At 32.5% G+C, this 12418-nt stretch carries 13 protein-coding genes, 1 pseudogene and 1 other annotated feature; of the genes and pseudogenes, 10 read left to right on the forward strand and 4 right to left on the reverse strand.

All coding sequences use genetic code 11. The features are described from left to right. Positions 1-173 precede the first annotated feature (173 nt). The 5 genes and pseudogenes from FOT98_RS22045 to FOT98_RS22060 all read left to right on the forward strand — a co-directional run. A pseudogene (locus FOT98_RS22045) lies at positions 174-377 on the forward strand (alcohol dehydrogenase); the annotation flags it as partial. Between the two features lie 217 nt (positions 378-594). Next, positions 595-768 carry a hypothetical protein gene (locus FOT98_RS32500; protein ID WP_080467548.1) on the forward strand — a complete coding sequence of 58 codons (174 nt, stop codon included), beginning with the start codon at positions 595-597 and terminating at the stop codon, positions 766-768. 176 nt (positions 769-944) lie between these two features. After that, on the forward strand, positions 945-1442 hold the full coding sequence (locus FOT98_RS22050; RefSeq protein WP_063260564.1) for a DUF421 domain-containing protein: 498 nt from the start codon (positions 945-947) through the stop codon (positions 1440-1442). Between the two features lie 237 nt (positions 1443-1679). Next, positions 1680-2303 (forward strand): class I SAM-dependent methyltransferase, encoded by a 624-nt coding sequence (locus tag FOT98_RS22055; protein ID WP_063260565.1) that lies wholly within the window; start codon positions 1680-1682, stop codon positions 2301-2303. A 286-nt stretch (positions 2304-2589) separates the two neighbouring features. Continuing rightward, the gene (locus FOT98_RS22060; RefSeq protein WP_063260566.1) at positions 2590-4068 is read left to right on the forward strand and encodes a UDP-N-acetylmuramoyl-L-alanyl-D-glutamate--2,6-diaminopimelate ligase; all 1479 of its coding nucleotides are present in this window, start codon (positions 2590-2592) and stop codon (positions 4066-4068) included. A gap of 155 nt (positions 4069-4223) precedes the next feature. On the opposite strand, the gene FOT98_RS22065 is transcribed toward FOT98_RS22060, so the two are convergent. Together FOT98_RS22065 and FOT98_RS22070 are read right to left on the reverse strand one after the other, a co-directional pair. Next, positions 4224-4925 carry a class I SAM-dependent methyltransferase gene (locus FOT98_RS22065; protein WP_063260567.1) on the reverse strand — a complete coding sequence of 234 codons (702 nt, stop codon included), beginning with the start codon at positions 4923-4925 and terminating at the stop codon, positions 4224-4226. Continuing rightward, positions 4922-5824 carry an SMP-30/gluconolactonase/LRE family protein gene (locus tag FOT98_RS22070; protein ID WP_063260568.1) on the reverse strand — a complete coding sequence of 301 codons (903 nt, stop codon included), beginning with the start codon at positions 5822-5824 and terminating at the stop codon, positions 4922-4924. The genes FOT98_RS22065 and FOT98_RS22070 overlap by 4 nt, the downstream gene beginning before the upstream one ends. Before the next feature lie 140 nt (positions 5825-5964). Between FOT98_RS22070 and FOT98_RS22075 the strand changes: the two genes are divergently transcribed. Continuing rightward, entirely contained in the window at positions 5965-6135 is a 171-nt protein-coding gene (locus FOT98_RS22075; RefSeq protein WP_064774857.1) for a DUF2197 domain-containing protein, read from the forward strand. 66 nt (positions 6136-6201) lie between these two features. Continuing rightward, positions 6202-6458 (forward strand) — a binding site (T-box leader). A gap of 82 nt (positions 6459-6540) precedes the next feature. Next, positions 6541-8094 (forward strand): lysine--tRNA ligase, encoded by a 1554-nt coding sequence (gene lysS, locus FOT98_RS22080; protein ID WP_063260569.1) that lies wholly within the window; start codon positions 6541-6543, stop codon positions 8092-8094. Between the two features lie 57 nt (positions 8095-8151). Here lysS and FOT98_RS22085 read toward each other — a convergent pair whose 3' ends face one another. Further along, positions 8152-8580, reverse strand: a complete 429-nt coding sequence (locus tag FOT98_RS22085; protein WP_048529870.1) for a cell wall hydrolase — start codon at positions 8578-8580, stop codon at positions 8152-8154. 157 nt (positions 8581-8737) lie between these two features. On the opposite strand from FOT98_RS22085, the gene FOT98_RS22090 reads away from it, so the two are divergent. The 3 genes from FOT98_RS22090 (at position 8738) to FOT98_RS22100 (ending at position 11467) form a co-directional block, all read left to right on the forward strand. Beyond that, on the forward strand, positions 8738-9652 hold the full coding sequence (locus FOT98_RS22090; protein WP_063260570.1) for an acetamidase/formamidase family protein: 915 nt from the start codon (positions 8738-8740) through the stop codon (positions 9650-9652). Positions 9653-9779: 127 nt separating this feature from the next. Continuing rightward, complete coding sequence (locus FOT98_RS22095; RefSeq protein ID WP_061680220.1) at positions 9780-10487, forward strand: response regulator transcription factor; 708 nt, start codon at positions 9780-9782, stop codon at positions 10485-10487. Then, complete coding sequence (locus FOT98_RS22100) at positions 10484-11467, forward strand: sensor histidine kinase (RefSeq protein ID WP_063260571.1); 984 nt, start codon at positions 10484-10486, stop codon at positions 11465-11467. Before FOT98_RS22095 ends, FOT98_RS22100 begins: the two co-directional genes overlap by 4 nt. A gap of 317 nt (positions 11468-11784) precedes the next feature. Here the strand turns inward: FOT98_RS22100 and FOT98_RS22105 are convergent, their stop codons facing one another. After that, positions 11785-12411, reverse strand: coding sequence for a DUF6518 family protein (locus FOT98_RS22105; protein WP_063260572.1), 627 nt, complete (start codon positions 12409-12411; stop codon positions 11785-11787). Positions 12412-12418 lie beyond the last annotated feature (7 nt).

A 12418-nucleotide genomic window follows, 5' to 3' on the forward strand; every position in this document is an offset into this window, starting at 1 on the left:
TGTATCATGATAGAGATGTGAACGCAGCGGAAAATCTGAGAAAAGAGGCCATAAGGCTCCTAACCGTAGGGATTACGGGGATTGCCTACTCATAAAACTGAGGGATACCTTGGTGTTCGTAGGAATCCCCCACTTCAAACAGCTCGTTAGAGTGTTAAGTGGGGGTAGTTCAACGAAAAGAATTGCAGATCATTGGTTCAAGTGACGGATATGATTATCAAAAACATGCAGATTGGTTTTTTAATCAGATAGAAAGAACACCATGGATAGAAGAGATTTTTCAATATGAGATTCATTATACTGCTCTTGAAAAATGTTTTGAAGAATTGAGTGAAGGGATAATTACCCCCTTAAAAGTATTTGTCTCATATGAATAAAATGATCATGTACATGTCACATAGCTCACGTATGTTTCGTCATGAATATGATAATAAAACGAGGGATAACAACTATAGGGATTTTTTACAGGTGCAACGTTTTGTGTAAACAAAGAAGTTTTTTTGCTCTTTCATTATGAACAAATAGTATATTATCTTTCTCAATGTACATATTAAGTAAAGTGTTTAATATCATGTACATAAAAGGCGGGCTAATATGGATGAGAAAAAGAAAAGTGAAGCATTGAGTAAATTTAAGAAACAATGGTTTAATGAAGAGAATCAACCAGTAGCTGGTATAGAGTTAGCTTTACCACCTGATATAGGCAGCATGTTAGACTTGAAATCAGTTGATGATAAAAGTGGAGAAAGTAATAATGAATTAGTTTAATCTATACGCATCCATTCGGGTGCTTTTTATTTTTGGGGCAATGGAAGATTGATCAAAATAGATTCTTTTCAGAATATGTAAGTATGATTTTCACAAAAAGTTTAATTAAAATTCATTTAGAATGCTATATGAAATGGGAATGCTAATAACATTTACCATTAAAGGATTGGGCTATTATGCATATTATTGCTGAAAGCATTATTTTAATTCTCACTGGGATTCTTGCATTAAAAATGACAGGGAGTAAATCTGTTAGCCAAATGACAAGAGCAGAAATCATTATAGTAGTATCAATTGCACGTATTATTGTAGAGCCTGTATTAAGTAGGAAAGTGATCCCATCTATATTTGCAGCTGTAATATTTGCAAGCGTACTTTTTATCATTCATTTCTTTGAACTGAAATCAAGGAAGGCGGAACAATTCCTAAATGGCAGTAGCTTTGTAATTGTTGAAAACGGTGAGATTATAAAAGTGAACTTGATAAAGGCAAAAATGTCAGAACAACAACTATATATGCAATTAAGAGAAAAAGGAATTCATGATTTGAAGAGTTTACAGCAAGTTACAGCCGAACCGAATGGACGTATTGGTTATCGATTAATAGAGAAAGCTCAACCGATAACTTTAGAAATGCTAGAAAAAATATTAGATCAGCACAAAATAAAAAAATAATTTCTCTTTAGAAAAGCCAATAATACAACGGAAGTATTAGCTTTTTTATATTTTCTCTAAACGTAATGGTTAATAATTAGAATAGATATTCAGCCAATCTTTAAATTAGATATAGGCTTATTAATATGCTATATTCAATGGACCTATAGTGACTGTGGGGGAAAAAGCAGCGTAAAAAATTAATAGGTCTTTCATGTGATGCTATGCATGAGATAAGAATAAGGAGATAAAAATAAAATGGAATTTTGGGAATCAAGTTTTATTGAGAAACAAACAATGTGGGGATTTGAACCTACTGAATCTGCAATTTTGACAAAAGATTTTTTTGTGGAAAAGAACGTTAAGGACATATTAGTTCCGGGTATTGGATATGGAAGAAATGCAAAGGTGTTTATCGAAAATGGTATAAATGTAACAGGTATTGAAATTTCAAAAACAGCCATCGATTTAGCAAGAGAAAACGGGCTAGAAGATGTTAGTATGTATCATGGCTCAGTAAACGAGATGCCTTTTGATAATAAACTATATGATGGGATATTTAGTCATGCACTTCTCCATTTGTTGAATAAGCAGGAGCGAGAGAAATTTATTAAAGATTGTTATAATCAGTTAAAACCAGGCGGGTATTTGGTTTTTACAACAGTTTCTAAAAAAGCGCCAATGTATGGAAAAGGAAAACAGTTGGATAAAGACTATTATGAGGTAATGGAAGGCGTAAAAATGTTCTTCTATGATTCTGAATCTGTAAAACAAGATTTTAATAAATATGGACTAGTACAAGTTTCAGAAATTGACGAACCAAATAAGAACATAGTAAATAAGCCTTCAATTAATTTCTTAATGATAAAATGTAAAAAATAACTATAATTAATAGTTATTAAATATTATTAAAAATGTTTATATATTGATAATGCACAAATAAAAAGGACAAGCATATAATAGAAATACCTATTAACTTTAAGTAACCTTAACTTTCTTTAATAGGATATCTCAAAATCCCCAAAAAGAGCACTTGCGGAAACAAGTGCTCTTTTATTTATGTATATTGAAGATAATTAAAATTCGTTCGACTGATATGGAATTTTAAACCATTATTTTATATGAAGTGGTAAAATAAGTAGGGTAAATGTGTAAGGGGGCGAGGGATTTGAAACTAAAAGAGCTGGCGGATTTGTTATTGATTAAAGATACCATTGGGAATATGAATGTAGAAATTACGGGATTAGAAATGGATTCTAGAAAGATCACTAGCGGAAATCTTTTTATATGTGTATCAGGTATTGATGGTTTTCTTGAAGATCGACATCAATTTGTTGAAGATGCAGTGAAAAATGGAGCTGTGGCGTTAATTGTAGAAAGAGATGTAAACATTGAAATACCTAAAATAATTGTAAAAGATGCTAGGTATGCTATCGCAGTTATTGCGTCACATTTCTATGGTTATCCATCTAATAAAATGAAGCTAATTGGAATTACAGGAACTAATGGTAAAACGACTACTTCCTATTTAATTGAAAAAATTTTAACTGACTATGGATTTCAAACAGGGCTCATGGGGAATAACGGAGTGAAAGTTGGTTCGAAATGGTATCCGACTGAAATTAATACGCAAGAACCTCCAACACTTCAACGGAATTTGCAGAAGATGAAAAATCATAATACAGATTATTGTGTTATGGAAGTTACGTCACAAGGCTTACATATGGAGAGAGTTAAAGGATGTAACTTTAAAATAGCTGTTTTCACAAATTTAACGCAAGATCATTTGGATTACCATGGAACATTTGAGGAATATAAGCATGTAAAAGGTCTTCTATTTTCTAGATTAGGAAATGATTTTTCTACTACAGATAAAAAAATTGCTATTTTGAATGCAGATGATCCATCAGTAGAATACTTTAAAAAAGTTACTTCTGCTGAAGTGATTACGTATGGGATACATAAAGGAGCGGATGTTCAAGCGAAGAACATAACTTTAAGCCCAAAAGGAATTCAGTTTTTAGTTTCTACATTTAATGGGGAAAAAGAAATCAATCTAAATCTAGTAGGCCATTTTAATGTTTATAATGCATTAGCAGCAATAACAGCTGCATTGGTTGAAGGTATTCCGCTTACAAACATTAGTGACAGTTTATCTCATGTAAAGAGCATTGGAGGTAGAATGGAAATCATAGACGAAAATCAAGATTTCCTTGTAATTGTGGACTATGCTCATACACCCGATGCGTTAGAAAATGTCCTCTCTACAATTAGCGAGTTTTCAAAAGGTAAAATTATTACTGTTTTCGGTTGCGGTGGAGATAGAGATGCAAAAAAACGATCTATAATGGGTGAAATTGCTGGAAGTTATAGTGATTTTGTTTATATTACTTCTGATAATCCACGTTCAGAAGACCCTTATGCAATAATGAAAGATATTGAAAAAGGATTTTCACAGAATAATAATTTGAATTATAAAGTAGAAGTAGATCGTGAACTGGCTATAAAACATGCAATAAACATGGCATCTTCTAATGATATCGTTTTAATTGCTGGGAAGGGGCATGAAACGTATCAAATTTTAAAGGATTCGACTATTCAATTTGATGATAAAGAAAAAGCTCGACAAGCAATTATTGATAAATGAATGAATTCAATTAATAGCTGAATAGTATTTCTAATAAAAATAATGTTTTAGAAAAAGCTAAAACTAATAACGAAGCAATTTTATAAAGAATTTATGATTGAAAGGTAAGGGTGTTTCTATGAATATATGAGGGGAAAACCTTACCTTTTATAGTTTTATTTCTGAAAAACAAATGTTATAGCATTTGTATTTAATTGAATATGCCTTTCATCGCGAACAATATTATAGACTAATTCTTTTACTTCAACTTTAATTTCTTTCCATTCCTTATAAATGCTTTTTAATAGATATATCATATCTTCAGTAGGAAGGTTAATTTCAATTAAAGCATCTAATTTCTCATTCGTATGTAAGTCTATTTCTTGTATGTTCGAGTTAATAATGAAACAATTGATACCACCAGCTTTTGTACCTTTTTTCATAGAATGGAGCACGTTTTTTAAATCTTCTTCTGATTTGACATGCTCTAAACTTGAAACTGCAACGATATAATCATAAGTATCAGGTTGGATGTAGTAGTTTTCAATTGCTGCTTGTTCTGTTTGTATGACTTGAAATACATCATGTTCTTTACTATACGTTTGTAATTTTGTTAAAGCGGAATCCAGTAAGTCCACACAAGTAACAGTACCACTACCATTTTGTATCTTTTGTGCAATTGGAATACCATTTCTTCCAACGCCAGAGCCGAGATCAAGCACTTGTAAGTTATTTTGTCCTTCAAAGTACTCCATTAAGTCCATAACTGTTTTAACCGGTTTGTAAAGCCAAGAGCCAGTTTCGAATAGTTTATATTGTTCATAGCAAAGGTCATGATATTTCTTTTCTTCGTGTCTTATGTAATCGATACGGTTCATATAGTTTCAGCTCCAATATTATTATTGCGAAATGAATGGGTAGGACAACCTTTTATATTCGTTTGAATTCGAAAAATACCACCAGCATGTGGATATTGTTTTAATTCGTTATTTGTCATTCTTGTTCTGGCTGTTGTAACATATAAATCTGTTAAATTAGGCCCTCCAAATGTACACGAGGTTACATATAACGCTGGGATTGGGATACTTAATATTTGCTCTCCAGTTAAAGGGTTCCACCTAGTAATCTTTGAACCGCCCCAATGTGCAATCCATAAACAACCTTCTTCGTCTATTGTCATACCATCAGGTAGACCGTCATTTTCAGGGAAAATGATTACATCATTTGGATTACGAATTTCTCCAGTACTTATATCATAATGAAAACGAACTACTTTTTTAGTAGGTGTATCAATAAAATAAAGGTATGTATAATCAGGTGACCAAGCAATGCCATTTGATGTATTTACATGTGCAATTTTTTTCTCGACACTTAAATTATTATTTAAACAATACAAGGAACCTGCAGCATTAATACCGTATGTATCTGTAGTACCTGCCCAAAAACGTCCTGCTGGATCGCATTTTCCATCGTTAAAACGATTTTCAAATAAATGTGGTTCAGGGTCAAAAATATGTGTCAGTTTTTCTGTTTTTACATGAATAGAATAAAAGCCATTTTCCATAGCTAGGAGTAGTACGTCTTCTAAATATGGAACAACACAGCCGATTTGTTGATTAAGAGCGATTACTCGGTTTGTATTAGTAGTAGGATTAAATATGCATAATTGTTTCTCCATAATATCAACCCAGTATAAAAGTTGTTTATTTTCATTCCAACATGGCCCTTCAGCTAAACTTGCTTTGGCATCTAAAACTAATTCTATATTACTGATCAAGATGTTCACCTCGCTTTATAAGATATTTATATAATTCGATAAGAATAGAGGTAAACCTTTAGTCAGAAGATATTAAGATTTGTACTTTGGAAAACTGATTTTCTCAAGTGATTAAAAAATGGATAAACATGGAGAGGAAAATGCATATGATGTTTTATGAAATTGTTTGCTTTTCTTGTAAAAATATATTCCGTGTATACGAAGGAAGCGAAAAATATAAGCGATTTAAAGAGAAACCGAAAGGGACATATTGTTGTGATGAATGTAGTCATAAAATTCAATTAGAAGCAATAAAGCATTTATTTAGATAGTCTTTTTATCCGGAAAAGTTTGACAATAAAAGTATTATAAATTATCATATGAAAAAACTAATATTTAAAATGGCATAGAAGAGAAGAGTAGTTAAGAAAGAATACGTACAGAGAGCTCTGGTAGCTGAGAAAGAGCGGTATACATCTTAATGAAAAAAGACTTGGAGCTGCGCAAGGAACTAATTTGTTTAGGGATGGTGCGACGGGTTCTCCCGTTATAGAGATAGGGTATAAGCATATTTTGCCGTACCTGAAGAGGTTAATATGGCGACGTATTAACAAACTGAGGTGGTACCGCGAAGCTAACAACTCTCGTCCTCAAGATGAATAATCTTGGGGGTGGGAGTTTTTTTATTGCATAAATTTGAAAATGTGAAAACAAATAATAATTGAGGTGAGTAACATATGCATTGGGCGTATGAAGTAGCACATGAATTAATTAGAAAACATCCAAACAAAGAAACGTTTGTTTGCGCATCTGGAATAAGTCCATCTGGTTCTGTTCATATCGGGAACTTCCGTGAAATAATAACGACGTATTTCGTGGTAAGAGCACTACAAGATTTAGGGAAAAAGACTCGTTTTATATTCTCATGGGATGATTATGATAGATTTAGAAAAGTTCCTAAAAATATTGATCCATCTTTTGCAAAATATATTGGTATGCCGTACTGTGATATTCCAGATCCATATGGCTGTCATAATTCGTATGCAGAGCATTTTGAAAAAGAGTTTGAGAAATCTCTTCAAGCATTTGGAATTGAAGTGGAATTCATAAATCAACATGCTGAATATAGAAGCAGAAGGTATAACGAAAATATATTCGAGTCTTTATATAAAAGAAAAGAAATATATGATATTTTAATGGGTTTTAAAACTGGAGAGTGTAGTGAAGAAGAGCGAGAGAGCTTTTATCCAGTTACATTATATTGTGAAAAATGCGGGAAAGATGCAACAACGATTACACATTTCGATGAAGCATTAAAATCAGTTCAGTATGAATGTGTATGTGGAAATCAAAATGAATTATCAGTATTAAATACAAATAAAATGAAACTGAATTGGAAAATCGATTGGCCGATGAGGTGGATGATAGAGGATGTTATTTTTGAACCGGGTGGAAGAGATCATTCATCGGAAACGGGTAGTTATAATGTATCCAAGGAAATCGCAAAAGAAATATTTAATCGTGAAGCTCCTCATTACGTTGCGTATGATTTCATAGGAATAAAAGGGCATCATGAAAAAATGTCTAGTTCTTCAGGGAATAGTATTACACCTAGTGAGTTGTTAAAAGTGTATTTACCAGAAGTGATTCTTTTCATGTTTGCTAAATATAGACCAAACGCAGCTTTTCATATCGGTCTTGATGAAGATGTGATTCGCAATTATACGGAATATGAACGATTGAAAGATAGTTATGAGAATAAAATGCTCAAAAATGAAGATTTATTTGATGCAATTAAATTCTCTAGAGTTGATAGTGGGTTTAAAGAATATCCGAAATTTAACCAAGTAGCAGGAACGTTACCACTATTAAATTTTGATGCATCTATTTTACAAGATACATTAGAAAAAATAGATAGAAGTTATACATTAGATGCTATGATAGCGATATGTAACCGCGCAGAGTATTGGATAAGAAACTTTCAATCTGAAAAATTAATTGCGGTAAATCTAGAGAGAAATACAGAGTTTTACAACACATTAGATGAAAGACAGAAAGAATGGTTAGTAGAAGTTTGCAAAATACTTCGTTCTAATAAAGATTACTCTAACTTAATGGAAAATTTGTATTCAATTTGTCATCATGAAAATAAAAAAATAATGAAAGAAAATCAAAAACAATTGTTTTTGATTATATATAGGCTCATTATGAATCAGTCTAGCGGCCCACGTATACCGTTATTAATACATGTTGTGGGAGTTGAAAAGTTCATCGCATTATTAGATTTCTAAACAATCTAAAAGAAACGCAAGTACTCAGAGATTTAAGTACTTGCGTTTCAAATTTTGCTATCGTGAATACATTTTTGGACATTCATCACCACGAGGTTCATAAAAACAATGACTTTTAAATTGCCCTGCAAACGGTTGGTTATACCATTCAGGTGGACAAGCTCCAGTTGGACGAAAATACCAAAGAGCCCATCGTGCTGGCCAGCGCCATTCACCTTGTAAAACTTTTCTTGCGATATCTTTTTCTGATTCGCGAGCACGCTGATAAAAATATCCGTATTGCACTGCTTCAAATCCACCGGGACTTTGATATACTGCATCACGTACAGATCGAAGTTGTTTGAAATCTAAGCAATCACAAAATACACGATTTACTACTACGCAGCCAACAAGTTGTTCACCTTGTCGACCTTCTCCTTCAGCTTCAGCACGAATTAATCGAGCTAGCAAATCAACATCGCTTTCGTTATATGGAATAAGGGGCATAGTGCTACCACCTTTCTTTACCTGTTATAGTAAAGAGTGTATGTATGAAAATAAGCTATGTGCTTTTCTATATGTAAATATCAATAAATATTAAAAGGAGCTTTTACGAAAAAAGCTAATTAATAATTGTGGAGTAATATAAAAAGGGAGAGATAACATGAATCGCATTCATAAAGAACATATCGTTTACGCAATGTCACCAGATAATCAGCCTTGTATGGAAGTAGAAGTAGGGAGTCGTCTTGTATTTGAAACATATGATTGCTTTGAAAATCAAATTGATTCTGAAAATGTTGCTTTTCAAGAATTAGATTGGGACCGAATTAATCCAGCGACTGGTCCAGTATTTATTAATGGTGCAGAACCCGGTGATATTTTAGTCGTATCGATTGAACAGATTAAAATTGCAGAGCAAGGTGTTTTAACTACAGGAACGAATCTTGGCGTAATGGGTGAAGATTTAAACGAAAATACAGTGAAAATTGTCCCAATACATAATGAACATGTTTTGTTTTCAAATGAACTACAAATTCCGATTAATCCAATGATTGGTGTTATTGGTACTGCACCGAAAGAAGAGAGTATTTCATGTGGCACTCCGCATGATCACGGCGGTAATATGGACTGTAAAGAAATAAAAGAAGGGACAACATTACTATTACCTGTAAATGTTCCTGGTGCTCTATTAGCATTAGGTGATTTACACGCGGCTATGGGTGATGGTGAAATTGGTGTTAGTGGAGTAGAGGTTGCTGGTGAGGTAACCGTAACAGTTCAAGTTATAAAAGGAAAGAAATGGTCACTACCAATGGCTATCCAAAAAGAAAAAGTAATGACGATTGCTTCAGAGAAATTGTTAGATGATGCAGCGAATCGCGCTGTACGTAATATGGTGACATTTTTACATGAAGAATTAGAAATGTCTAAAGCTGATGCAACGCTTTTATTATCTGCTGCAGGTAATTTGAAAATTTGCCAAGTTGTGGATCCGCTGAAGACTGCTCGGATGGAATTAGGTATGAATTATGTGGAGCAATTGGGATTTACTTTGAGTGAATTTTATATTAAATAAGAAATAATAGAAGAAGGATGCTGTTGTATAAAAGTATCCTTTTTTGATTTACGGATTATATAAAAAAAGGTAGTATTTATTTTATATAATTGAATATAAGATTGTGAATCGAAAAAGGAGTAATCACATGGTTAAAATTATGATTGTAGAAGACGATATGAAAATTGCAGAACTATTATCAACACATGTCGCGAAATATGGATACGAAGGAATTATTGTATCGGATTTTCAAAATGTATTAAACATTTTTTTAGAAGAACAACCAGAGTTAGTTTTATTAGATATTAATTTACCAAGTTTTGATGGTTACTATTGGTGTCGTCAAATTCGCGGAGTTTCTACATGTCCGATACTATTTATTTCGGCTCGTGAAGGCACGATGGATCAAGTTATGGCGCTTGAAAACGGTGGCGATGATTTTATTTCAAAGCCATTCCATTACGAAGTTGTAATGGCTAAAATTCGTAGTCATTTAAGACGTGCTTACGGAGATTATGCACCGAAAGTAGAAGAGCGGATGGTTGAGCAACACGGTCTTTGTTTATATCCCGAAAGGCTTGTATTAAAGCTTAAGAATCAAGAGATTGATATAACAAGAAATGAAGCTATTTTATTAGAGATGTTAATGAAAAATTATCCGCGTGTTGTGGGTAGAGAAGTGTTATTAAATAAATTATGGGATAGCGAATCTTATGTTGACGATAATACTTTAAGCGTAAATACAACTCGTGTTCGTAAAAAGTTAAAAACGTTACAGATTGAAGATGCGATTGAAACGATTCGTAGTGTCGGTTATAGATTACATATTACTTGGGATACTGGTATGGAAAAATGATAAGATTGTTTATTCGAGATCATATACCACTTATTTGTTTTACAGCAATCCAACTACTAGCCATATTTCTTGTATATTGGTTTGATGGGCATAACCACATTGCAACGGCATTATATGCAATGTTTTTAGGTGCATTTTTTATGTTGAGTTATTTAGTATTTCGTTACTTTACACATCGCTCTTTTTATGAACGATTAGCAAATCCGCTTGAATCTTTGGATGAATCTGTTCAAAAATCTGATTTTTCAGCTGTATCTACTGCGCTTCAAGACCTACTTGAGGTGCAATATCGCCATTATCAAAATCAGCTGCAAATACAAGAGAGAAAAAATAGTGATCATTTAACCTTTATGAACCAGTGGATACATCAAATGAAAACACCTCTATCTGTAATAGAATTAATTACACAGGATGAAGTAGACCCACGTTTTGAAAGTATAAATGAGGAAACAGATAGGTTGAAAAAGGGGTTAGAGATGGCTTTGTATGTCGCACGTTTAGAAGCATTTACACAAGATTTTTATGTGGAAAAAGTACAGCTACATAAAATAGTGAATGATTCCGTGCATGAACATAAACGCTTCTTTATCCGGAATTTTGTATATCCAGAGCTTAAAATTGATAAGGGTATTACTGTGGAAAGTGATGCAAAATGGTTACAATTTTTAATTGGACAAATACTATCGAATGCGATTAAATATTCATCAGGTAGTAGAGAGAAGATTAAAGTAAATGCTTGTAAGGAAGGTAATAACGTCATACTTGAAATTATCGATAGTGGTGTAGGAATTCCGAAGCAAGATTTACCAAGAGTGTTTAAACCTTTCTTTACAGGAGAAAATGGTAGAGATTTTAAAGAATCAACTGGAATGGGGCTATATCTTGTATATGAAATTACGAAACAATTAGGACATAGTGTAGAAATCCATTCAGAAGTTGGTAAAGGTACCGTTGTACGCATTATATTTTTTAATGTGTAAATAAGTGAACTAGGCTAAAGAACTTTGGAGATAAGTTTTTTAGCCTTATTTTATAGTGATTATATGAAATGGTAAAAGGTCATCTTAGCATGTATGATGACACACTAATAAATACGATTGTTAAATTAGAAGTATTTAATAAAAAGCTGATAAATATTTTTGTAAGAAAAAAGCCATCCCTTTGAAAGAGATAGCTTTATGAATCCATCCTATGAATAAGTGTATCAACATTAATAAATATAATTTTCGAATTCGTAATATGTTTTGTAGATTATAATAGAATTTGTCTTTTGTTTTTTCATGATACAGTATTGTAATTAAGTAAACAAACTTAATAATTTATATCCAATTAATCCTAAAATAGTGATAGGGACCATCATTAAGAAAGAAGAAATTCGATTAGCATTAGAGCGTTCTAATACAAGAATCAATATAATCCCGACTATCACTTCGGTATATCCAACAGGTAACATGTGACTATAGTCTTCAAAATTTAAAAGAATGTGAAGTCCATCCGTTACAAAAACTCCACTAATAAGTGCGCTTCCGAATTTATGAAGTGGATTTGTAGTATCTTTCCATAGAAAACCTGCAATTCCAAAGATAGTTCCTCCTATAAATGCACATACAATCCATACAGATATAAAATAAATAGAGTGAGCTACATTTGTAATAACTATTGCATAACCATAATAGCCTAATACCATACCGAGTAGTGCAAGGATACCAGAAAGTATAGCTGTACGCTTAGAATAACTAAAGCTAGCCACAAAAAAGGATGGAATTAACCAAACGCTTCCTAGATTAGCTAATGAATTCCAATGTCCTGGAAGTATACCTTGCCCCAATTTAGTTAGTATACCAACAATAATCCCTACTATAATCGGGATGAGAAAAATCCTTAAAAACATATTTAACTTTGTGATTTTTAATGTCCTGTCCATAAATTCA

The sequence above is a fragment of the Bacillus sp. HY001 genome (assembly GCF_007558965.1).
Taxonomy (GTDB): domain Bacteria; phylum Bacillota; class Bacilli; order Bacillales; family Bacillaceae_G; genus Bacillus_A; species Bacillus_A mobilis.